The sequence below is a fragment of the Clostridia bacterium genome (assembly GCA_016887505.1).
Lineage (GTDB): Bacteria > Bacillota > TC1 > TC1 > UBA5767 > UBA5767.
In genome coordinates this window covers 2,464,909-2,488,061 of record CP069393.1, presented here as the reverse complement: position 1 = coordinate 2,488,061, position 23,153 = coordinate 2,464,909, and the positions used below count along the sequence as shown (strand labels likewise).

The 23,153-nt window shown below is 43.2% G+C and carries 20 protein-coding genes; all 20 read right to left on the bottom strand.

The features are described 5' to 3' along the window. Positions 1–9: 9 nt before the first annotated feature. Complete coding sequence (locus tag JR334_11760; GenBank protein ID QRN86928.1) at positions 10–1,833, bottom strand: ABC transporter ATP-binding protein; 1,824 nt, start codon at positions 1,831–1,833, stop codon at positions 10–12. A gap of 4 nt (positions 1,834–1,837) precedes the next feature. Continuing rightward, positions 1,838–3,580: an ABC transporter ATP-binding protein gene (locus JR334_11755; GenBank protein ID QRN85605.1), complete on the bottom strand. Its 1,743-nt coding sequence runs from the start codon at positions 3,578–3,580 to the stop codon at positions 1,838–1,840. Next, positions 3,577–4,026 (bottom strand): MarR family transcriptional regulator, encoded by a 450-nt coding sequence (locus JR334_11750; protein QRN85604.1) that lies wholly within the window; start codon positions 4,024–4,026, stop codon positions 3,577–3,579. The genes JR334_11755 and JR334_11750 overlap by 4 nt, the downstream gene beginning before the upstream one ends. 169 nt (positions 4,027–4,195) lie before the next feature. Continuing rightward, complete coding sequence (gene trxA / locus JR334_11745) at positions 4,196–4,519, bottom strand: thioredoxin (GenBank protein ID QRN85603.1); 324 nt, start codon at positions 4,517–4,519, stop codon at positions 4,196–4,198. A gap of 116 nt (positions 4,520–4,635) precedes the next feature. Beyond that, positions 4,636–5,994 (bottom strand): citrate/2-methylcitrate synthase, encoded by a 1,359-nt coding sequence (locus JR334_11740; GenBank protein ID QRN85602.1) that lies wholly within the window; start codon positions 5,992–5,994, stop codon positions 4,636–4,638. Between the two features lie 211 nt (positions 5,995–6,205). After that, entirely contained in the window at positions 6,206–7,732 is a 1,527-nt protein-coding gene (locus JR334_11735) for a copper amine oxidase N-terminal domain-containing protein (GenBank protein ID QRN85601.1), read from the bottom strand. A gap of 145 nt (positions 7,733–7,877) precedes the next feature. Beyond that, positions 7,878–10,457: an FAD-dependent oxidoreductase gene (locus JR334_11730; protein ID QRN86927.1), complete on the bottom strand. Its 2,580-nt coding sequence runs from the start codon at positions 10,455–10,457 to the stop codon at positions 7,878–7,880. Positions 10,458–10,541: 84 nt separating this feature from the next. After that, entirely contained in the window at positions 10,542–11,015 is a 474-nt protein-coding gene (locus JR334_11725) for a (2Fe-2S)-binding protein (GenBank protein ID QRN85600.1), read from the bottom strand. After that, a complete protein-coding gene (locus tag JR334_11720; protein QRN85599.1) occupies positions 11,008–11,886 on the bottom strand; it encodes an FAD binding domain-containing protein in 879 nt (292 codons plus the stop codon). Before JR334_11720 ends, JR334_11725 begins: the two co-directional genes overlap by 8 nt. Before the next feature lie 13 nt (positions 11,887–11,899). After that, positions 11,900–14,245, bottom strand: a complete 2,346-nt coding sequence (locus JR334_11715) for a xanthine dehydrogenase family protein (protein ID QRN85598.1) — start codon at positions 14,243–14,245, stop codon at positions 11,900–11,902. 18 nt (positions 14,246–14,263) lie between these two features. Beyond that, positions 14,264–15,574 carry an amidohydrolase family protein gene (locus tag JR334_11710; GenBank protein ID QRN85597.1) on the bottom strand — a complete coding sequence of 437 codons (1,311 nt, stop codon included), beginning with the start codon at positions 15,572–15,574 and terminating at the stop codon, positions 14,264–14,266. Between the two features lie 219 nt (positions 15,575–15,793). Then, entirely contained in the window at positions 15,794–16,726 is a 933-nt protein-coding gene (arcC, locus tag JR334_11705) for a carbamate kinase (GenBank protein QRN85596.1), read from the bottom strand. 261 nt (positions 16,727–16,987) lie between these two features. Continuing rightward, the gene (gene hydA, locus JR334_11700) at positions 16,988–18,340 is read right to left on the bottom strand and encodes a dihydropyrimidinase (protein ID QRN85595.1); all 1,353 of its coding nucleotides are present in this window, start codon (positions 18,338–18,340) and stop codon (positions 16,988–16,990) included. A 15-nt stretch (positions 18,341–18,355) separates the two neighbouring features. Continuing rightward, positions 18,356–19,615: a threonine synthase gene (locus tag JR334_11695; protein QRN85594.1), complete on the bottom strand. Its 1,260-nt coding sequence runs from the start codon at positions 19,613–19,615 to the stop codon at positions 18,356–18,358. A gap of 73 nt (positions 19,616–19,688) precedes the next feature. Next, complete coding sequence (locus JR334_11690) at positions 19,689–20,288, bottom strand: hypothetical protein (protein QRN85593.1); 600 nt, start codon at positions 20,286–20,288, stop codon at positions 19,689–19,691. Continuing rightward, complete coding sequence (locus JR334_11685; protein QRN85592.1) at positions 20,288–20,719, bottom strand: hypothetical protein; 432 nt, start codon at positions 20,717–20,719, stop codon at positions 20,288–20,290. Before JR334_11685 ends, JR334_11690 begins: the two co-directional genes overlap by 1 nt. Positions 20,720–20,721: 2 nt before the next feature. Beyond that, positions 20,722–21,066: a hypothetical protein gene (locus tag JR334_11680; protein ID QRN85591.1), complete on the bottom strand. Its 345-nt coding sequence runs from the start codon at positions 21,064–21,066 to the stop codon at positions 20,722–20,724. Positions 21,067–21,068: 2 nt separating this feature from the next. Continuing rightward, positions 21,069–21,449 carry a hypothetical protein gene (locus JR334_11675; GenBank protein ID QRN85590.1) on the bottom strand — a complete coding sequence of 127 codons (381 nt, stop codon included), beginning with the start codon at positions 21,447–21,449 and terminating at the stop codon, positions 21,069–21,071. Positions 21,450–21,461: 12 nt separating this feature from the next. After that, entirely contained in the window at positions 21,462–22,220 is a 759-nt protein-coding gene (locus JR334_11670; GenBank protein ID QRN85589.1) for a hypothetical protein, read from the bottom strand. Further along, on the bottom strand, positions 22,220–23,152 hold the full coding sequence (locus JR334_11665) for a hypothetical protein (GenBank protein QRN85588.1): 933 nt from the start codon (positions 23,150–23,152) through the stop codon (positions 22,220–22,222). The genes JR334_11670 and JR334_11665 overlap by 1 nt, the downstream gene beginning before the upstream one ends. Position 23,153 lies beyond the last annotated feature (1 nt).

Below are 23,153 nucleotides of genomic sequence, written 5' to 3'. Positions count from 1 at the left end.
CTTGGCAAACTAGGATGCCTTCGATTTGTATTGAGATTGAATCATCCGGTAGTAGAAACCTTGCTTGTCCATCAACTCCTCATGACTTCCCCGCTCTACAATCCGTCCATCATCAATGACCAAGATTTGGTCTGCTTTACGAATCGTACTTAATCTATGCGCAATTACAAAGCTGGTCCTACCCTCCATAAGTCTTAATAGGGCCTCTTGGATATGCGACTCTGTCCTCGTATCGACTGAACTAGTTGCTTCATCCAAGATTAGAATATCTGGACTCGCTAAGATTGCCCTCGCTATAGCCAAAAGCTGCCTTTGTCCTTGAGACAAGTTGCTTCCTTCCTCCGTCAAATGCGTGTCATATCCTTCAGGCAAGCGGTGAATAAACAGATGCGCATTTGCCAATTTTGCCGCTTCTTCCACTTCCTCATCTGTCGCCGTAAGACGGCCATAGCGGATATTTTCCCGCACAGTACCCGAAAAAAGATAGGTATCTTGCAATACAATGCCTAACTTCTCTCGCAGCGACTCCTTCTCCAGGTCCACAATATTCTGGCCATCAATCGTAATGCTTCCTTTTTGTATATCATAAAACCGGGTCAGAAGATTAATTATGGTTGTCTTGCCTGCTCCTGTTGGCCCCACCAAAGCAATGGTTTCGCCACTCTTCGCTTCTAAAGACACATCCTTAAGAATCGGTTTTTCCGGATCATAAGCAAAATTCACCCTATCAAAGCGAACGTTCCCATTTAGTTTTTCAACTTGAATCGCTTGCTTAGAATTTTTTACTTCAGGTTCTTGATCCATAATTTCAAATACTCGTTCTGCACCAGCAATCGCCAGTTGAATGGTGTTATACAACTGAGCAATCTGGTTTAGGGGGCGCCCAAACTGTCTCGCATAGTTCATGAAAATCGTGATAACACCTAGGGTCAGTAAACCATAGACATAAAACACAGCCCCCGCTGAAATAACTACTGCGTAACTGAAGTTGTTCAAAAAAATCATGAGCGGCATCATCATACCAGAATAAATCTGTGCCTTAATGGAGGCCTTGACCAGCTTCTGATTTTTCTCTTGGAAATCCTTTATGACAGCCTCTTCACGCCCATAGGCTTTGACCACCTGATGCCCAGTGCAATACTCTTCAACCATACCATTAATATTACCCAAATTACCTTGCTGAGAAGAAAAGTTCTTTCTGGTCTTTTTGCCTACCAAACCCATCAGTATAAACGTAACAGGTATCATCAAAACAGTAATCGCGCCCAGTTGCCAGTTAATCACAAACATCATGATGGTTACCCCAACCAAGGTCAGCGTATTCGACACTAGCTGGGTAACACTTTGGGATAAGGTATTCGAAATATTATCGATATCGTTGGTCATACGACTCATCAAATCGCCATGTGAATGTGTATCAAAAAAGCGAAGTGAAAAGCTCTGCAACTTACTAAACAATTCATTCCGAAGTCTTTTGACTGCAACCTGGCTCACCCGAATCATAAGCCTGGTTTGGATATAGGTAAACAAACCGATTGCCAGATAACAAGCGCTCAAAACTAGCAAGAGTTGCACCAGGCCGGGTACGTCACCAAGTAGGATATAATCATCTACTGCTTTGCCCATCAGAATGGGTGCAAAAACGGTCAGTGCCGTCGTCACAACAACCAAAATTGTCGTCCAAAAAATCATAATCTTCTGGTCATCCATGTATGAGAAAAGGCGTAATACCGTCTTTCTAGGATTCTCAAGCTTTGGTTTTTCTTGGGAGAACCGAGAAGCTGGGCCACCATGGCCACGCCCCGAACGTATATTTGGCGAATTCTTTTTCATATCTTTATTGGCCATCATTTATTCCTCCCAACTGTGATTCGTATATGTCTCTATATATGTCGCTGGTTTGCATTAGCTCCTCATGAGAACCGATTCCACGCAACATGCCATCGTCCAAGACCAAGATCTTATCTGCCAAAAGCACGGTAGAAATCCGTTGGGCTATGGTAATGCTAGTCCGTCCAGCCAAAACTTCCTCCATCTCTTTTTGCAGTTTCGTCTCAGTTTCAACGTCTACTGCACTGGTTGAATCATCGAGAATCAAGATTGCCGGATCTGAAATGATCGCACGCGCTATCGAAAGACGTTGTTTTTGTCCACCAGATAGGTTTACCCCCTTCTGGCCCAGCTCAGTCTTATAGCCATCCGGCATGGCCTCAATAAATTCATTGGCCTGGGCTATCTGCGCCCCACGCTGAAGTTCCTCAAAGGAAGCATCTGGTTTGGCAAAGCGCAAATTATCTTCTATACTGCCCGAAAAAAGAAGTGGTGCTTGAAGCGCAATACCAATCTGTTTTCTCAAAACGCTTTTGGAAATCGTTTTCACGTCAATATCATCTATTAGCACCTGTCCCTGCGTCACATCATAAAATCGAGGGATCAAATGAATAAGCGTACTCTTACCGGAACCAGTAGCACCGAGTATGGCTACTTTCTCACCAGGTTCTATTGTGAAATTCAAATCTTTCAGCACACAGTCTGCACCATGTTTATCGTAATCAAAACAAACATTCTTGAATTCGATTTTGCCCCGAATATCTACTTCTTGCAGGGCCTTTTCCATATCCTGGATATCACTTTGTTGGTCAAGAATCTCTTGTATCCGTTTTGCCGAAGCTGCTGCTCTGGAAATCGTCATCAAGACCATGGCCATCATCATCAGCCCCATCATAATCAGGCCAAGATAGTTGATAAAAGCCTGAATCTGACCAATCTGAATGCTGCCATTTGCAAAATTCACACCACCCAAATATAGTGCACCCACAATAGCCATATTGGAGACGATTAGAATAAGAGGCATCATCAGGGCAATGCGTTGGTAAGCAATCGTAGATGTCTGATAAAGATCCTCATTGACCTTTCCAAAACGCTTTTTCTCAAAATCGCCACGCACAAAAGCCTTGATAACCCGGATACCAGAAAGATTCTCTCCAATTACGCCGTTTACAGCATCAATTCTTTCTTGGACCTTCGAAAACATGGGAAAGGCAAAGCGTATAAGAAGAACAACCCCTACAATGAGAATCGGCAACATGAAGGCGATTACTCTGGTAAGTCCAGGACTAGTTACCACCGCCATAGCCAAACCACCTAAGAGTAAAAATGGCCCGCGTAATGCTACCTTTAATCCCATGAGTACTGTCTGCTGAACCTGGTTCACATCATTGGTAGCCCGGGTAATCAACTGACCGGTCTCCAACCTATCCACGTTCCCTCTAGATAAGCGCATAATTTTCCCAAATACTTGATCCCGCAAATCTCCACCTAGACTTTGAGACGCAATAGAAGCATAATAATTGCACACAAGTCCCGAAACAAGGCCCACGATGGCTGCTCCCAACATTAGAATACTCATTTTTCCGATATAGCCCAAATCTTTGTTCGCTACGCCAATATCGATCATTCGCTGCATGATGGCAGGAAGTAGCAAATCCATAAGAACCGAGCCCATAATAAAAGTCGGTGCTAGGATGGCTGCCTTTTTGTAATTCTTTAGTTGTTTCAATAATCCCCATAATTGCTTCATATATTTTTTCTCCTGCAAGGATGTCCTGTAACACCCAGATTTTCTCGAACCCTCATAAGAAGCCCGTTAAACTGTAACTTTTCTTCTGCGGTAAAGCCTTGAAAGGCTGTTTCTTCCTGCTCTTGCATATCCTTTTGTAATATTTGCATGGTTTCCCTGGCTTTATCCGTTAGGAACACCTGCATAGACCTTTTATCGTTTAAGTCACGCCTGCGTTCTACGAAACCTGCCTTTTCCATTCGTGCCACCATCTTGGTAATTGTGGCCGGACGTATATCCATCCATTCTCCAATGTCTCGTTGACTACTGCCATCCTGGTGCATGAGAAAGGCCAATAACTGTGGCTGACCCTGGTACAAACCTAGTTCCTCGAGGTTCTCATGCAATTTTCGGTGCACCAATCTAGATGTATAGCCTAGATTGTGCAATAAACTATTTCTATGCATAGTACCATCCTTTAGTATTTATTTTGCCGGCTAACTATATTTGAGTATACCACACATCTATATCTTGTCTATAGAAAATTAGTCTATTCACAGAAATGTCACAATTTACTTTATCAGAGTATGGTCTGCTAAAAAACAAAAAAAAATTGCCCGAAGGCAATTCTTTTATTTAGCTAATATGTTTGTTAATCACATTCATCATGGCGTCTTTTGGCATAAATCCAACCAATTTGTCTACCACTTTTCCACCTTTAAATACCATCAAAGTTGGGATACTCATGATACTGTATTCCGATGAGGTCACAACATTTGCATCCACATCCAACTTGGCTACCTTCAGTTTACCTTCCGTGTCGCCAGCAATTTCTTCTACAACTGGTGCTACCATTCTACAGGGGCCACACCAAGTTGCCCAAAAATCTACCAACACTGGTTGTTCTGAATTTAAAACTTCTTCTTTAAAAGTTGCATCACTTACATGTACGATTGACATATCCTTCACCTCGTTTTTCTTTTAGAATCTATTGTGTATTCCTAATTTCTGTACTCATTGTACCCCCTGGGGGTATCTATGTCAACCTTTTTTCACACCTTTTCAAAATATATTTCTTATTTTCGACTATCCATGGGAATATAGGCTCCCTTGCCTGATACCGATTTATAGGCAGGCCGGATAATCTTTTGTTCTGAAATCAACTGTTCAATACGATGTGCACACCAACCAGCTGTTCTAGCAACCGCAAAGATTGGTGTATAAAGATCTCCTGGAATATTCAACATGTCATAAACTAGACCAGAATAAAAATCTACATTTGCACAGATTGCAAAATCTTCTCCCTTTAGTTCTTTAAATAGCTGTTTGGTCAGACGTTCTACGCTCTGGTAGAGTTTGAACTCATCGACACGACCTTTTTCTTCCGCCAATTCCAAGGCCTTTTGTTCCAGTACTTCCGCTCTAGGGTCACTGCTCGTGTAAATTGCATGTCCCATACCGTAGATTAATCCGGTTTGATCAAACGCATCCTTTTTAACGATTTTCATCAAGTACTTGTACAATTCCGTGTCGTTTTGCCAGTCCTCCACATTGCCCATGATATCCGCCATCATCTCAAGAACTTTACGATTGGCGCCACCATGCTTCGGACCTTTCAATGCACCCACCGCCGCGGATAGTGCGGCATAGGTATCCGTTCCGGATGAGGAAACAACGTAGGTAGTAAAGGCAGAGTTATTTCCGCCACCGTGTTCTGCATGAATTACCAAACATAAGTCCAACAGCTCTGCTTCTTTCGCTGTAAACTTATTGTCTGGACGAATCATATGTAGGATATTCTCCGCTGTGGAATATTCTTTTTTAGGTGCGTGTATGTATAAGCTAGCATTATTAAAATAATGCTGTTTAGCCTGATAGCCATAGGCCACCATGGCAGGCATCTTCGCAATCATATCCAAACTTTGTCTAGTGATATTCCGAATCGAGATATCGTCTGGATTATTATCATAAGAATAAGACACCAGCAAACTGCGCTGAATTTTATTCATAATATCTGTACTAGGATTCTTAAGGATCATATTTTCTACAAATCCATCTGGAAGATTGCGATGATTGCCCAAGGCTTCATTGAAATCCTGTAATTCTTCTTTATTGGGCAAGCTTCCAAACATCAACAAGTAGATGGTTTCCTCAAAGCCAAAACGTTTTTCTTTAAGAAATCCTTGGCAAAGTTCCCGCAAAGGAATCCCTCTATAGGTAAGATTACCAGTATCCGGCACTTTTTCACCGTCCACGATGATGTATCCGTGTACTTCAGCAATAGAAGTAAGACCCACTAAGACCCCGGTTCCATTTTCATTTCGGAGGCCTCGTTTCACCTCATATTTTTTATATAAATCTGGTTCTATATGATTGTTTTCTTCAGCCATCTTTGCCAGTTTGTCAATAATGGTTTGCTCTTTATTTGATAGCATATTGTACTCCTTTCGCCTATAAATATATCTTCGGATTTTACAATTTTCCCAATTTCTTCGCTTTATAATTATACCAAAATGGTATAAATTATACAAAGGTTTTAGCATGTGGCATAAGATTGATAAAATCCCTACTCCCTTTTAAAAAAAGACGATTGTACAAAAGTACAACCGCCTCTCGCTATTAATAATTATTCATTTTACAATGCAATTACTGCATTTTCGTTATCCATACCGCATTGTTTGGTGCATCCCATTGTACTTCTGAATCTAAATTTTCTCCAATGAAACGAAGGGGAATCAAGGTACGTCCATTGATCATTCTCGCCGGTACATCAATCTTCACCGCTTCGCCATTCACGTAAACTGTATCTTGGTCTATGGTCAGCTTGATTTCTGTGCCTTCTTTACTAGCCGTTACCGTCCGGGTTGCATCGTCATATGTCACTTGCATATCCATCGCTTCAGCTGTTTTTCTTAGTGGCACCAAGGTACGTCCACTTTCCATGCGAGGTAATTCGTCATAGTAAACACGTTCGTTATTTACCAAGACCTTCATTTCGTCCATGGTATCGCTCATCATATCGTAAAGATCTAGAGAGTTATCCAAGGTCAGTTCTGGAAATTCAATTTCCTCGACAGCGTTGATGTTTGAAATTCTGTCGTTGAAGGTTAAAACGATATTAATTTCCGGTTCTTCTTCCATCGTCCAAGGTTCATCAATCGCTTCACTAAACTCTTTCACGTCTAGGCTTAGACCTATCGTTCCTTCTGTAGCTACCAAGTATCCTTCTGAATCAATCTTATAGGTAATGTCTATTCCATCTTCGTCTAAGATGTTGACATCGTCGATCATGTCAAAGAATTCATCAATCGCCTCAAGCATCTCTTCTTTGGTTTCATCAGAGCTATACATTTTGATTATTTCTTCAAATTCTTGTATTTCCACAGCATCTTCACTACCCATTTCCATTTGGGGCATGGATTGCTCAATTAATCCTACGTAGCCTTCCATAAAGGAAGTGAAATAGCCTTCATCAATGATAAAAGTCATAAAATAATTTAACCAATCTTTTGCTTCTTCATCACTCATCTTAAGATTGTAAATTTTTACTGTTTCACCATCCAGGGTACCCCTACCCGTATTGCTTAGGTAGTTTCCTGAATAATCCCAGTCTTGCATGAACTCAGCGGCCATGTCCTTCATGTCCGCTTCAAATTCCAAGCTAGATTCCAATACACCAGAATAATCAATACCCAATACATCATTCATCACATTGGAACGAATTGCAATATACTCTTTTCCTTCCAACTCCGGTATTTCCGCGGTCAACTGGGAGGGTAATTTAACAATCTCTTCAAAGGTAAGATCACTACCTGAAAGATCAATGTCCATCCAGATTGTAAACGGCATATCTCCCATAATGCTCATAAGATTCATATCGATTCTGCCCTTGACCATGGTCTGATCATCATTCGTGATCAATTTTTGAGACATGGTAATGGATGACGCATTAATGATATTCAAAATAGGCTGAATATCCGCCATATCCTCATCAGACATACCACTAATCTCTACGGATACTTTTGCTTCCATATTGTCTTCGTAAGACAACATCTCTGCATTTTTCATCGTAGCATTATAGAGTGCTATTTCTGCACTAGAACAACCGGCAATCAGTGATACCGTTATGAACATAACCATCAATAATGCCAACGCTTTTTTCTTTGTATTCATAATAACTCCTTTCAAAATCCTTCTATTGTTAATTATATCATTTTTTATCGAACTTGTAAGGACTCCTTTGCCAAGAGTACCGTTCAAACAAAAAAAAGGAGGAAACTTCCGAAGAAGTTTCCTCCCATATTACTAAAATATAGCTCTAGCTAAAGAGGCCTAGATAGTTCTGCGTGTTGTCGGTTTCGCTGAATTTGTCCACGATAATACCACTAAGTGCGCCCGTAGGACAAGAGGAAATACATACACCACAGTTTCTGCACAAGTCACGGTCAACCGTCATAATTGGGAAGTCCAACTGACGTGCATCATAGGAGCAAGCTTCTACGCAACGCATGCAGTTAATACATCCACAATGCATGCAGCGACTAGCTTCTTTTCTGTCATCGTCTTCCAACAGACCAAGCTCAACTTCGTTGAATCCAGGTACTCTGTCTTCTACATCGATGAAGTATCCATCCATTCTGCCTTGAACATCATCGTTAAGGTCAATGAAATGCATTCTATTGGCTTCCAATTCACCTTTCAAATCGCCGCTGCCGCCCAATTCATAGTCAATGGCCTCAGCAGATTTTCTTCCGCTTGCAACCGCTTCAATTACAGATTTAGGTCCAGTAGCGCAGTCACCGGCAACGTATACGCCAGCTTCAACAGATTTGCCACTATTCATGTCGATTACGTTCGGGATGAAGTCTCCAACAATGGTTTGGCCAGTAGCCAGAATTACGATATCTGCATCGATTGCTTTATCAGCTTCGCCAGTCGCTTCTGGGCTTCTTCTACCAGATGCATCTACAGCGCCCAATTTCATGGGTGAGTAGTAGAGTTTGCTGCCATCAATTTTAGAAGGTGCTGCTAAGAACTTGTAGGCAACGCCTTCTTCTTTAGCGTGAGCAATTTCTTCTGCATAGGCTGGCATAGCATCTTCGTCTCTTCTGTATACCACGGTTACTTCATCAGCAGATAGTCTTAAAGCGCTTCTCGCTGCGTCAATGGCTACGTTACCGCCACCAATAACCACAACTTTTTTGCCCTTCATAGAACCAGCTAGATTTAAGTTAACGTCTCTTAGGAAGGATACACCAGAAAGAACGTTTCCGCTCTCTTGTCCTTCGATGGAAATGTTAGGATCACCATGGGCGCCTAGGGCCACGATAACACCATCATACTGTTCTTTCAGTTGATCTAAGCTAACATCAGTTCCTACTTTAACACCTGTTCTAATCTCAACGCCCATACTTTCAATGCGTCCAATTTCCAAGTTCAGGATGTCTTTAGGCAATCTGTAATCAGGAATACCTACTGCCAACATACCACCAGCGATTGGAAGTGCTTCAAATATCTTCACACCGTAACCAGCTTTAGCCATGTAGTAAGCAGCGGACAGACCAGCAGGACCAGAACCTACGATAGCAATGTTTTTGCCATTGTACGGAGCCAATTCAGGGATAGGAAGTTCAGATCCGCAAGCCATGAAGGTTTCATCTGCTGCAGCTCTCTTCAGAAGACGGATGCTTATGGGCTCGTCTACAAATCCACGACGGCAAGCTGCTTCACAAGGATGGTCACATACTCTACCACAGATTGCTACCAAGGGGTTAGCATGGCTGACTGTTTTGTATGCGCCGATGTAATCTCCACGGCGAACTTGGTCGATGTACAGTGCTGCATCTACACCAGCAGGACAAGCAGCCTGACAAGGTGAGTAGTCTGGGTCATACTTGAATTGGAACTTCACATCAGATTCTTTGTCTTCTTCTCTTTCACCTACATGAGGTTTGTTTTCAAACTGCGTTTTGAAGGCAGGTAATGCTGCACCAACAGCCTCGGTCAAAGAATTGTATCCCAACTGTTTCAACAGTACGGAGAGATCTTTACAAAGTTTGGTGTAGTATTCAATACCCTTGATGATGGCGATGGAACATACACCGACTGCTTTACAACCAACCATCAAGAATTCTACTAAGTCTTCTGCGTTGGTAACACCACCGATACCATATAGGTTCAGGTCTTCGATGCCGTCTTCAATTGCATTTCTAGCAATCTCGGAGTTGATTCTCATAGCGATCGGTCTCATGGCACCACCGGACATCCAGCCGTAACCATCTGCAGAACCCATTGCTGGTCTCTTATTGTAGATATCTACTTTTAAAGTAGGTCCAATAGAGTCGATAGCCGCGATAGCGGATGCGCCTAATTCCAAACAGGTTCTAGCACAACCGACAGGGTCTGCCCAGTTAGCACTTAGTTTACAAATAATTGGAATAGATACGCGCTCTAAGGTTGCTTTGAGCATAGGGATCATATCGTGTTCCGTATAGGAAACCAACTCAATAAAGTCAGCACCGGCTGCTTCTGCTTTGGCTACAATTGCTTCTGCTTCAGGCAGGGTGTGTCCAACAGATGCGATAACGACAGCGCCAGCTGCTTTGGTCATCGGGATTTCTCTTTCGAACCATACTTCGGGGTCAGAGTCAGCCCATTTTTCACAGTTGATCAGCGAATCGTTGTTGTGCATCGCGATGTGAGGAACTGGGTTAACTGCTCTTTGCTTACGAATAGTTTTAGTTACTACCGCACCGGCACCACATTCGTGAGCACGGATTAAACCTTCAGCTGCGAAGGATAGAGGGCCTGATGACAAAATCAAAGGGGACTGCATCTTCACGCCACAGAGTTCTGTGGTAATGTCAGCGCCTTTAAAATCCTCAGGCAAATCTTTCATCCATCTAATGTTTCTGATACTTTGCATAACTACCTCCAAAATGAATTTTATTATCTATTTTTCAGTATAAACTTAATTAGATACTTAGTCGTTTAGCTTATCTTTCGCGTCTTCAATTGCGTCTACTACCTGTTTGTAACCTGTGCAACGGCACAAGTTGCCTGAAATTGCTTCCACAATTCTTTCCCGGTCTGCTTCAGGATACTTGTCTAGAATATTCTTTCCAGACAAGACCAAGCCAGGGATGCAGAAACCACATTGCATGGCGTTGTGCTCCACAAATGCTTCCTGAACTGGATGCAATTTATCGCCATCTGCTACACCTTCGATGGTCTCAATGCTTTTACCCTCGCAGGAAGCAGCCAAGGTGAGACAGCTATCTACGGTTTCACCGTCTATGATGACAGTACAAGCACCACATTCACCGATGCCGCAACCTTCTTTGGCTCCTGTTAATTTCAAATCTTTTCTTAATACGTCCAGTAAACGGGCATACGGTTCGATTTCCACCGTAACCGGTTTCCTATTGACAATCATGTTTACCGTAATCTTATTCATTCTCACTCACCCCCGTGGCTTCGTTCAAAGAGCGTTTCACCAAGCTGGCGATTACTGGTTCCTTATACGGCGTGGACCATCTTCTGCCGGTCACGCTGACCATTTCCTCGGCCACCTTTTCACCGATTGCTTTATGCAGTGCATAGCTCGGTTTTTGGCCTAACAGCATCTCTTCTGCCGATTTGATGCGAACCGCAGTCGGCATACAACTTCCAGGCACAATGCGTACTTCCACAGCCTTACCTTCTTCGTCCAGTTCCACATAGGTAGCCACATTCATTCTAGAAATGGCCAAAGCTTTTCTACGGCCCAACTTCACGAAGCTGTAGCCTGCTTCTGGATTCATGATGGGTATGCGGATGCTAACGATAAGCTCATTTTCAGCGATATCCGTTACATACGGTTTCAACAAAAGGTCCTCTAAAAGAACTTCTCTTGTTCCATTCACGCTGGCCAGTACAATGAAGGCACCCAAGGCCACCAAGGGAGGTAGTGGGTCAGAAGCCGGCGATGCCGTTCCAATACTACCACCGACAGTACCTGCATGGCGAATCTGTGGTGAACCTACACTATGACATGCTTCACAAAGGAATGGAGCATATTCATTTAAAAATGGATTCTCCCAGATTTCTTCATGCGTAATGCCAGGTCCCAAATTGATCATATCGTCTTCCACATCGATAAACTTCAGTTCCGCGATATGGGTCGTGTCGATTACTATTTCAACACCAAGGCGTTTTTTGTCGTCATCTCTCATCTCAACCATTAAGTCGGTACCGCCAGCAATCAGTTTGGCTTTCTTGCCATACAGGTCTAGCAGTTCCAGGCAGGCCTCGATAGAAGTGGGTCTCTTATATTCAAATCTAATCATCTTCCATATCCTCCTACTTCAATGATCTGCCCAGAAGTGAACGTTCCAGGTTGCAAGGAATCTCTCTTACAGGCTCACCCTTAGCATCTGCGATGGCAGCTGCAATGGCTGCACCAACCGCTTCGGTTGCCGGTTCTCCCAAGGACTTAGCACCATAGGTACCTTCTTTATCCTCACATTCAAAGAGGATGGCTTCCATCTCCGGTACATCCATGGAAGTTGGGAAAATATAGCTATCAAAGTTTTTACTTCCCAGCTTACCCTTATTTACCGGTACTTCCTCGGTAACACCAAGACCTTGACCCATGGCAATACCACCATAAATCTGTCCTTCTGAGGTATCTGGATTTACGCAGGTTCCTAGGTCGTGTCCTGAAGTAACTTTTAGGACGTCTACAAAGCCTGTTTCCATATCTACTTCAACTTCCGCTACGATTACGCCATAGGAGTAGGTTGGGAATGCATCCCCTTGACCAGTGTGATGGTCTAAGCCAAGATCTTTCGGCTCACTCCAGTTGAAGGCAGCTAACGATTTTCCAGTCCAAAGTCTAGTGTTGCAAACATCGCCTAGGCAAACTTTATGTTTGCTAGCGCCCATTTGGTTGCCTCTGACAAAGTATTCATTGTTTTCAATGTCCACATCGTCCACATCTGCTTCCAACATTTGAGCAGCGGTTTCCTTCAGCAAGCGACCAAGCTCCAAACTAGCTTTTCTCATGGATTGTGCGCCCATTACGGTACCACGGGAAGCCACGGTCATGCCTGAGTCAGGAATGGAGTGGGTGTCCACACCAACAAAGTTGATTCTATCTGGGGTACAACCAATACCTTCTGCCGCGATTTGTGCATAGGCTGTTTTCAAACCTTGGCCATTCTCAGCCAGGCCTGAGTTAATCAAAATAGTTCCATCCTCGATTGCGGTACAAAGAGCGGCTCCTGCATCTGGTGTTTCAGCACCATAACCACAACCACGATAGCAGTTAACAAGAGCAATCCCTTTTCTCTTTTCTTGGTTGTTATGCGTTTTAGCATACTCTTTTTTCTTAGCATAGTAATCGGTTCTCTCAACCAAGGTATCGATCATTTCTAGGGTAATTGTTTCTTCCACCAGTTCTTGACCAGTCGCCGTTAAATCACCTTTTTGTAACACGTTCAACTTTCTGAATTCTACTTCATCCATCCCCAGTTCCTTCGCGATTTCATTGATGAATTGTTCTTGCGCAAAGATAATCTGTGGTGATGAATAGCCCCGCATAGCGCCACCGTGGATATTGTTGGTAAATACGCCATAGGTATCTGTTTTTACATTCGGAATGTTGTAAACGCCAGCCGAGTGAATGGCGGCACGGCAGTTCATGAACTGGGTTTGGTTGTTGTAAGCACCAGCATTGTCAATCTGGGTGCCTTCCCAAGCCACAATTTTACCATCCTTCGTCAAACCAGCTTTGTAGTGGAAGTGGAATGGGTGACGTTTGGGAGACTCCATAAAGGATTCTTCCCTAGTCATAACCATCTTGACGGGTCGGCCCGTTTCCATGCAAAGCAGAGCTGCTCTGCCAACAATCATTCCGACTAGTTCTTCCTTACCGCCAAAAGATCCACCGAGCATTCTTTGTACTACACGGCACTTATTGAAAGGAGCACCCGTAGCATCTGCTAGGTAACGTCTGGTGAAGAAGGGGTTTTGTGCAGAAGCATGTGCAGTGATCACACCGTCTACTGGGTCTTGTAATACTACACAAGACTCTGTTTCAAGGTAGGAATGTTCCACATGGTTGGTTCTATATTCTCTTTCTAAGATGATATCTGCTTCTTCAAAGCCTTTTTCTACATCCCCTTTGCGAATAGGGAAGTAGGAATCCAAGAAGATATTTCCTTTTACATCCTTATTGGGAACGCCGTCCTTTAGGCCGACACCCTTTTCACGAATTTGAACTGCGTCTTTAGCCAGTGCTTCTTCAATTGTAAAAACGCCCTCTAGTTCTTCATATTCTACTTCGATAGCCGCCAATGCATCTTGCACCAGTTCGTTCGTCTCTGCAGCCACGATTGCAACTGTTTCACCTACGTACCGTAAGATTTCATCTGTTACGTATGGATAATCAGCCCAGCTTTGCGGCTTTCTGACATCCTTTCCGGTCAGTACAGCGTGTACTCCCGGCAACTCTTTGGCTTTGCTTGTATCAATGCTGACAATCTTAGCATGCGCATATGGGCTGCGCAAACATCCGCCGTACAGCATTCCTGGGAACTCAACATCAGCAGCATAGACCGCACGGCCGGTAACTTTGTCGACTGCGTCGAGTCTAGTTACTCGCTTGTTCAGATATCGAAAGTTCTTTTTCCCCATTAATGGCATAGGTTTACCTCCCGCTTTCTAATTAAACTTCCAAAAACGCTGCGTTGCTTCACGCATCTCATCTTTGGCTTTTTCAACATCGATGGTTTTAATCTGGTAATTTTCTTTGACCAGTTTTCCGTCAATCATTACTTCAGAAACATTGTTGGGATTTCTGAAAAGGATCAGTTGGTCATATACGTTGAATTGGTTGATTGGTGTTGGGCTGTCGATGTCAATGGTAATAATATCGGCTTTTTTGCCAACGGCCAGTCTTCCTAAGTCTTCGCGCTTGATGGCATCTGCTCCCATGGAAGTAGCCATCTTGTAGACAACGTCTGCTGGCATAACTTGTGGGTCTTGTTTATGAGCTTTGTGTACCAAGAATGCACCACGCATAACTTCAAAGAAGTTGTTAACGTAGCCGTCACTACCGATACCCACTGGAACACCCGCTTCTAGATATTCAGGGATGGGCGCAAATCCGCCACCAACTTCACAGTTGGATAAAGGCATGTGGACAATTCTTGTACCGCGTTTGGCTACAATGTCAATCTCGTCTTGTTCCAGTTGTACACCTTGGGAAGCAAGTACATTTTCGGAAAGGAATCCAAAGTCTTCATATACATTTACGGTTCTCTTACCGTACTTATCCAAGCACCAGTTGGGCTCGAATACTGATTCAGACATGTGCATATGAATATCTGTACCTAGTTCGTCGGCCATTGCTTTGGCGCCCATCACAAAGTCCTCATCCCCTGTAAATAGAGTATGAATAGACATGATGCCTTCAACCAATCCGCCTTTTTTGTTGTTTTCTTTGCAGAAGTCGTAGTTTTCTTTAAGTCCCAATTGTGCATTTTCTTCACTTTGTCTTTGGCAAGCTTCAAAGCACAATACGCCTCTTACGCCGGCCTCTTCTAGTACTTTTTTCTCGATATTCAAGGCACCTGGTATAGAGTTTGGTCCTTCTAGAATGTCAACAAAAGTAGTAACACCAGAATCAATGGCTTCTACACATGCCCAACGAGCTGTTTTTTCTACTAACTCATGATCTACGCGATCTTCCACGTACGGCCACCAAAAATCATCCAAAAAGCTTGAAAATTCCGTTACCAATGCTTCCGTGGTAATTCCGTGTGATAAGACGCCATACATGTGATTGTGTCCGTTGACAAATCCGGGTGCAATCATCTTACCCTTTGCATCAATAATCTTGTCTGCACCAGTCTCGTCAATCTCTGCGTTCGGTCCTACTGCAACAATCTGATTGCCTTCCACACGGACCCCCCAGTCCTGCTTCAAGCCTTCTTCCGTCATGAGGCATGCACCTTTAAAAACAGTTATCATCTTTTTTTCCTCCTACCCATATATTTTTCTATTACAGCGTTTATGCTTAATATTTTCAAGACAACTAAAAAAGCGTACATCAGCAAAAGCCGGTGTACGCTTGTATTCTTACCTTTGGAGTGCCAGTTCCCGGTTCCGGTTCCATAAATATAGGTACTCAATACATCTTTACGTCGAAATAATTATACTATAGAACAAACCTTTTTGTAAAGTTATAACTTATTTTACAATTTTGGTACCCTTGTCACCAACTACAGCATCTCTTAGGTTGTCAAGTGAAGTAATGATACCTTCTCCACCCTTTTCAACAAATTCAACAATCGCTTGAACTTTAGGGCCCATACTACCTTTTCCGAATTGACCTTCTTGGTCATAGCGCTTCGCATCAGCCACTGTTACCACACCTAAATTTTCTTGTTCCGGTGTACCAAAGTTGATGGCTACATTGCTGACATCCGTTGCAATCGTCAGTATGTCTGCATTTAGTTCAGAAGCCAGCAAACTAGACGCTAGGTCTTTGTCGATTACAGCTTCTACACCAGAAAGTATGCCTTGTTCGTCTCTCATAACAGGAATACCGCCACCGCCGACAGAAATAACGATGCATCCAGCATTGATCAGTTCTTTCACTTCTTCCAACTCCACTACATCAATGGGTCTTGGGGAAGGAACAACTTTTCTCCAGCCTCTACCGGAATCTTCTACCCAGCTTTCGCCGTTTGCCATACCAACTTTTGCTTCTTCTTCAGTATAGAAAGCGCCAACTGGTTTGGTTGGATTTTCAAATGCAGGATCCTTAGGGTCTACAACAACCTGGGTCAGTACGGTCACGACCGGCTTATTTAGACCTTCTCTTTTTAGTTCATTCATAATATTCTGCTGAATCATATATCCAATTTGTCCTTGGGACATAGCACCACAGATATACAATGGTTGAGCAGGCACCTGTTCTCTGGCTGCTGCATTCTGCAATAAGATATTGCCAACCTGCGGACCATTACCGTGTGCAATGACTACTTCATAGCCTTCTTTGACCAATTTAACGATGTTCTTTGCTGCTTCATTTACATTGGCCATCTGTTCTTCAACAGAACCTTTTTGCCCTGGCTTCAAAATAGCATTTCCACCCAAAGCTACTACTACTGATTTCATATCTAATATCCTCCTATAAGTCTTAATTACATAAGGCAATTATACCCCAAATCATACCTGTTGCAAAGATATTCTTAAGTGTGATTAAATTCTTTAAGTCTTATTGCAATCTAATAGCAAACAAGCGCCTATTAAATCCGTCATAGTATTGATTACACTCCGACGCGATACCTTTCTAGCTCTTCTTTTGCCCCATTTGAGCCTTCAAACAAGAAAAGCGGAGCCACCCGGATGGGTGGTTCCGCCAACATAAACAATATCCTATTTAACTGTTTCTACAAATTCGCCGATTGGTTCTCCCTGTACAAACTTTCCGTCTTGGCACATTAGCTGTCCTCGCAGAACAGTTGCAACGGGATACCCCTTCAACTTCATACCATCAAAAGTGGAATACTGCGCTGCCGTGTGCACCGTTTCCTTGCTGATGGTTACTTCCTTCTCAGGATCAAAGATTACCAAATCGGCATCTGACCCTACCCGAATTACCCCTTTTCTAGGATAAATACCAAAGGTTTTAGCGGGATTTTCACTCAGCATTTTGATGAGTGTTTCGAAACTGATTTTACCTTCTCCAACACCAGCTGTATGTAAGCAGGGGAACAAGGTTTCTGTTCCCGGGATGCCACCATTGGTTTCAAAGAAGGTGTCACCATTGAATTTTTGCATCGCACAGTATGAGCAATGATCCGTGGTAAACATGTCGAGCGTGTTTTCCGCCACATTCTCCCACAAAAGCCGGCGCTCTTCTTCACTTCTAAGAGGTGGTTGCATGATGTAGAGTTGGGCATCGTCCCGCTCATAGGCTTTTTCATTTAAAAGCAGATAGTGGGGACACGTTTCCCCGCTAATATTAACGCCTTCTTTGCGGGCTGCCTTAATCCTATTTGCCGTCTCGCCAGCGGATACATGCACAATATGCACATGGGTGTCATACTTTCTGACGATCTCAATGATGCGCTCTACAGCGTGAACCTCTGCTTCAACCGGTCGACTCACACCATGGTATCTCGGTGCAGTTTTGCCTTCTTTCGTTAATACAGCAATCTTGTTGGCAATAATGGGTTCATCTTCGGCATGAATCGTAACCACCAAGTCCAGTTCACTACACATGGCGATGATTCGTTCCATTTCCTCGTAGGGCATTCTTTGGTCATAGATTGTGAATAGTTTTAGACTATTGACACCGGCCGCTTTTAATTTTTCTAACTCTTTCTTGGTTGTTTTCACATCGGACGAAACCACATGGAAGGTGTAGTCAACAAAGCTTGCACCGTGCGCCTCCTCCTTACGAAGAGCCAAAGCCTCACTCATTGTTACACCAGAAGTGGGCTCCGCATAGTCTACAATCGTAGTCACGCCTCCAAACAAGGCTGCTCTCGATCCAGTCTCAAAATTATCGATGGTGAATACATTCCCAATGCCCATCTTGTAATGAACATGGGCGTCAATCAGACCAGGAAGCACCAACTTACCGCCTGCATCAATCACTTGATCCTGACTGTTCGCGAGCATATCCGTGCCAATGGCCGAAAACTTACCGTCCACAATCTTAAGATCTGTAGCTTCAAGACCATGTTCCAGAAATACTTTTCCGTTTTTTATTAGTAAAGCCATTGCCTCTCCTACTTCCTAATAACCAATTTTTTTCAATGCTTCATTCAAGCCTTCAATGGTGGGTTCCACCTTAAGTGGTTCGCCTGCTGCATCGATGGCATTTTTAACATCTTTTAAACCATTACCGGTAACGGCACAAACTACTGTCTCCTCTTTACCGATCACTCCGTCTTTAACTAGTTTTTGCAAACCAGCCATACCAGCACATCCGGCAGGTTCACCGAAAACGCCGGCGGTTTTGCCCATGAGTCGCATGCTGTCTAGAATTTCTTCATCCGTCACGGTTTCCCAAACACCGTTCGACTCTTTAATTGCCCGTAGAGCCTTGATTGCATTTCTAGGCACGCCTACCGCAATACTGTCCGCGATGGTATTTTCGACTTCTTGTTCCCAAGCTTCGCCTTTGCCGTTCTTCCAAGCGTGTGCTAGTGGCGCACAGCCTTCTGCTTGAATGCCAGCAACACGTGGCAACTTGTCGATAAAGCCGGCTTTGAATAAGTCAACATATCCCTTCCAAGCGCCAGCAATGGTACAGCCGTCACCTACACTGAATACAATCCAGTCAGGTACTTTCCAATCCATTTGTTCGCAAATCTCTAGGGTAACCGTTTTCTTTCCTTCAACTAAATAGGGGTTTACGGCTGCATTTCTATTATACCAACCAAACCTACTAATTGCTTCTGCACTAAGTTGGAAGGTTTCTTCGTAACTGCCTTGTACGCTCATCACGTTGGCACCGAAAATTTTCAATTGGCTTACTTTTCCGCTAGGAGCTCTACCTGGTACAAAAATAACCGTCTTGATGCCAACCGAAGCTGCGTTTCCTGCCAAAGAAGAAGCCGCATTCCCAGTTGAAGAACAACAGATGACTTCTGCTTTTTCTTCTAGTGCTTTGGCAACCGCCACGCAAGAAGCTCTATCTTTCAAACTTGCAGTAGGGTTGATGCCATCGTCCTTGACATATAAAGTATCAAGACCAATAATTTCACCCAGGCCATCCGCTTTATATAGGGGGCTCCAACCAACTCTTAATTTAGGCTTGGGACCATTCTCCTCGATTGGCATAAAGGGCTCATATCTCCAAATAGAGTAATCCTTGTTGTTCGCAAAGTCTTCCTTAGAAGTGTTGGCCTTGATGTAGTCATAGTCATAGATCACATCCAAGATGCCTAGCTTAGGTCCACAGTCAGGACAGGTGTATACGCCCGGTTCAGCCGGAAAGGTCTTCTTACAGTGAATGCATTGCAAGTGTTTAACATTTTTTAATGTAGACATAACAGTACTCCTCAATTTTTGATTAAATTAAATATCGCTTAAATTATACCACAGAAAATTATTCCGCATTACATCATTTGATAAAAATCCTACACTCTCGTTGCTTTTTCCACACTTTTGTACCACCCAGCCAGGGAAGGACAACTTTCTTCGACAAAAAGACCCTAAGCCCCGCTCTCATCGGCACTCTTTCAAGTCCCATGCTATCCTCAACAGCATAGACAGCAGCATCTCTTTTTGAGGTATCGCATGCAACATAGGCTTCTTCCTCCCCACGGGTATATCCCACTAACTTTTCTCTTTGGTACCAAGTACAAACGCCACCACTACCGACACTACGGTAGTATCTAGGTACCCCAAGTCCTTCTCCTGCATCAATACGAATGTAGCGTTCTGTTACCAGAATAAAACCAATTAGCTCTTCACCAAACTGCGACCTTACCTGTTTGGCAAGTCTTTCTTCGTCAAAGGAAATCAGACTACCTAGTCCAGCGCCAATGCTTTCCATAAACTCAGGATCATCATAGAGAGAAGCAAGTATATAGGACGAGCGAGCTGCATCCTGCCATTCATCGATCTCGCTATCCTTCATTGCCTGTGACAAGGCCATTTCGGGCAAAAGGAAAATGCATCCCAAAAAAGCCACCAACATGAATTGCCATACCTTTTCCATCAGTAGCCCCCTTCCCCAAAGACCATACCTCTCACCACGATTTCCGTAACCAATAGTCCCTCAGGGCCTAAATCTGTTGCATACAAAAAGCGCACCAGTCTAGAAGGGCTAAGACGCAAGCAGGAGACGATAACCTCGTCTCCCACATACAATTCCTGATTCCAGCCATCGGCATCGAATTCCCGAAGACGTACATTCTTCCCTACCCGTCTTAACACACAGGTCTCCACTTCATACTCCCCCAAGTCTTCTTTCAACCTAAGCACATCCTCCCTATGCATCACCGCATCTCGGCACACATCCTGCAAAAAGCATTCCGCCTCATAATACACTCTACCTCTTTCCTGTATCTGCATATGGAAAGTAAAGACAAGCAACATCATCAGGGTAAACCCCAGCAAAGAAAGCACCATCCCATATACCCTACCCATTATTAGGCCTCGTACTCTTTAAAAGTAACCTTTGTAATCTCGCCCGAATCTCCATACGTCTTTTCAATATTAAAGAAATTGTAATCTTGAACACTAGTAGTGAGAATCTCAACTTCTTCTTTATCAAAGAACACAATTGTATACTGCCCATTGTACTTGTTGTAGTAGTCATAGGCATATTGGGCAGTGACTACATTGGGATTGTTCATCAAGAACTGTACTTCGTTTTGTTCTTGTTCTACATAAGACATCATGTCTCGAGCGTTTGCAGCTTCTCCCAAGACTGAAAAAGAAAATAAGCCAATCGTCACAGCAATAGTAAGTACCAATACGACAATTTTATCCATGTTTAATCCTCCTGTAAGATGAAATGAATAGAAGTAACCTTTTTACTTTCGTAGGTCACATCCATTAGAAATCGTTGCTCTAGGGTAAATGGGTAGGTATAGGGATTTTCTTCATAGGTAGTGTCTATATATGTTTTCTGGCCATAACTAGAATCCAGCACAATGCTGACAGCCTCATTCTCAGCGTAATAATCGATTAAAGATATGACATCTGCTCCATAGGCCTGGGTATCTGGCAGGAATGTAGGAAATTGGTTTTCCGCTAAGCTAAGTGATGCCAATGACCCCAACATTTCCATAGATTGACGATATAGGGGAATACAGCAAATAATCAGGGAAAGAATAATACAAGTTATGAGTATTTCAGCTACCAGTTGGTTCATACGTTTCTCCTTTTATATGGGAACGAAAGGCACGCTGCCACTAAGCCAGGGCAAGAGCATGGCATAGGTCAATAAACCAGCCAAAGTAAGGCCACTAAAGATGCCAAACAACTCGATGGTTTCTTTGCGTCTTCTAGCTTCCTGTTTGCGAATAAGCTTACTAATACAGAGATCCGTTTGCATAGACCGGATTCCTTCCATTAAATGGATGCGATCTGCTTGAGATATCTTTTCAATAAAGAGTCTCAACTCTAAATCCCCTACCTCTCGGTCGATTCTTTGGTAAACAGCGAGCATATCGGCACTGTTTCGTTCTCGCTCTCTTCGTATCAAGTCTAGGGTAGGTCTTAGATAGAAAGCGTGATTTTGCAGAATATGAAGTACCTCGCTAAAACAAGAGGGTTCGACTGAACCAGTAAGAATAAAAAGGCGCTTCAAAAACCGGATCTCTTTTTGCCGGTCCTTGGCTCCATAGGAGTAGACTGCCATAAGCCACAAGTCCGGTAAAAAAGGAACAAGCAAAATTAGTAGACGCCCAAACCCTTTGTCTGGGAAAAATATCAACCCAAAACCAAAAAACAAAACACCAATTTTTTTGAAACGCCAAAATGTTTCCGGCACTATGACTGTACAGCGAAGCTTCCTCGCATATCCTTGTACCAAAGGCTTCAAGACGGCAAAGAAAAGCTCACCTCTTTGGTAGGATATCCGGATTGTGTCCACTACGAGAAGCAGGAGTAGAAACAGGGAAATCTTAATCCAAATTTGCATCAGAACGTCCTTTCTAGGTATTGCAATATAAAACAGAAAACCAAGAGTACAATAAGATAGAAGCCGGTAAAAATATCATGTTTAAAAGAAGTGTAATACGCATTTGCACCAGTAATCATCAAAGCCTTATTCAGAACCGGCACCAGGATATAGAGCACACCAAGAATAATCAGCAATACCTGGTAGGAACGGCTTAACGCTTTCAACTCTTTCATCGTCTGCATCTCCACCAAGCATTCTTCTGCAAGATCGACAAACTGTTCAAGTATGGTCTTACGTCCACCCTTTTCACACGCTTGTCGGACAATATATAGAAGCAAGGTAAAATACTCAAGGTCGATGGTCTTCATCATCGTTAAAAAGATTTCATCCCTTCTCGCTAAATCGTTGTACTGTAAGGCTTGTAGAATATTCTCGAAAATTCTCCTTGAGCCACCATGCAATTCTGGTATCAAACTTTGGATAGATTCCAACATGTCTCCACTAATTAAATAGCGGGAAGACAAAAGGCGATAGATTTGAGGCAGTTCAGCCTGGAGTCTCTCCTTTCCCCGTTTGGTCAATAGATATAGAAGAATCAAACTTACGAGAACTGCCGAAGCTAAAAATAGTAAAGACCGAATCAGGCCATACCCTAAAACCAGCAGAACTAGAAACAATAGAATACAAAAAACCAAAAGCAGAAATACCAATAGCACCAAGGCTTTTTCGCTTGTCCCTCCAACATGCCAGTCCATAAAGGCAAGAAAGAAGGATGCTTTTTCCAGGATTTTGGCGCTCCGTGATTTTTCTTTAAGATGGCCAACTAGGCTATCTAACAGATCTTCTTTTTCCAGCCCCAGCATTTTTTGAATCCGTTTTTTCTTTTCTACCGAGCGCAAAAGAAACTCCAAAATAAGGAGTGCAGCCAGTAGCAGGAATAAGATTGTCATC

What these genes read in the sequence shown, in the direction of transcription:
- JR334_11760 (QRN86928.1), bottom strand. Translation starts at nt 1,833, where the DNA reads ATGAAAAAGAATTCGCCAAATATACGTTCGGGGCGTGGCCATGGTGGC.
- JR334_11755 (QRN85605.1), bottom strand. Translation starts at nt 3,580, where the DNA reads ATGAAGCAATTATGGGGATTATTGAAACAACTAAAGAATTACAAAAAG.
- JR334_11750 (QRN85604.1), bottom strand. Translation starts at nt 4,026, where the DNA reads ATGCATAGAAATAGTTTATTGCACAATCTAGGCTATACATCTAGATTG.
- trxA (QRN85603.1), bottom strand. Translation starts at nt 4,519, where the DNA reads ATGTCAATCGTACATGTAAGTGATGCAACTTTTAAAGAAGAAGTTTTA.
- JR334_11740 (QRN85602.1), bottom strand. Translation starts at nt 5,994, where the DNA reads ATGCTATCAAATAAAGAGCAAACCATTATTGACAAACTGGCAAAGATG.
- JR334_11735 (QRN85601.1), bottom strand. Translation starts at nt 7,732, where the DNA reads ATGAATACAAAGAAAAAAGCGTTGGCATTATTGATGGTTATGTTCATA.
- JR334_11730 (QRN86927.1), bottom strand. Translation starts at nt 10,457, where the DNA reads ATGAAAGATTTGCCTGAGGATTTTAAAGGCGCTGACATTACCACAGAA.
- JR334_11725 (QRN85600.1), bottom strand. Translation starts at nt 11,015, where the DNA reads ATGAATAAGATTACGGTAAACATGATTGTCAATAGGAAACCGGTTACG.
- JR334_11720 (QRN85599.1), bottom strand. Translation starts at nt 11,886, where the DNA reads ATGATTAGATTTGAATATAAGAGACCCACTTCTATCGAGGCCTGCCTG.
- JR334_11715 (QRN85598.1), bottom strand. Translation starts at nt 14,245, where the DNA reads ATGCCATTAATGGGGAAAAAGAACTTTCGATATCTGAACAAGCGAGTA.
- JR334_11710 (QRN85597.1), bottom strand. Translation starts at nt 15,574, where the DNA reads ATGATAACTGTTTTTAAAGGTGCATGCCTCATGACGGAAGAAGGCTTG.
- arcC (QRN85596.1), bottom strand. Translation starts at nt 16,726, where the DNA reads ATGAAATCAGTAGTAGTAGCTTTGGGTGGAAATGCTATTTTGAAGCCA.
- hydA (QRN85595.1), bottom strand. Translation starts at nt 18,340, where the DNA reads ATGGCTTTACTAATAAAAAACGGAAAAGTATTTCTGGAACATGGTCTT.
- JR334_11695 (QRN85594.1), bottom strand. Translation starts at nt 19,615, where the DNA reads ATGTCTACATTAAAAAATGTTAAACACTTGCAATGCATTCACTGTAAG.
- JR334_11690 (QRN85593.1), bottom strand. Translation starts at nt 20,288, where the DNA reads ATGGAAAAGGTATGGCAATTCATGTTGGTGGCTTTTTTGGGATGCATT.
- JR334_11685 (QRN85592.1), bottom strand. Translation starts at nt 20,719, where the DNA reads ATGGGTAGGGTATATGGGATGGTGCTTTCTTTGCTGGGGTTTACCCTG.
- JR334_11680 (QRN85591.1), bottom strand. Translation starts at nt 21,066, where the DNA reads ATGGATAAAATTGTCGTATTGGTACTTACTATTGCTGTGACGATTGGC.
- JR334_11675 (QRN85590.1), bottom strand. Translation starts at nt 21,449, where the DNA reads ATGAACCAACTGGTAGCTGAAATACTCATAACTTGTATTATTCTTTCC.
- JR334_11670 (QRN85589.1), bottom strand. Translation starts at nt 22,220, where the DNA reads ATGCAAATTTGGATTAAGATTTCCCTGTTTCTACTCCTGCTTCTCGTA.
- JR334_11665 (QRN85588.1), bottom strand. Translation starts at nt 23,152, where the DNA reads ATGACAATCTTATTCCTGCTACTGGCTGCACTCCTTATTTTGGAGTTT.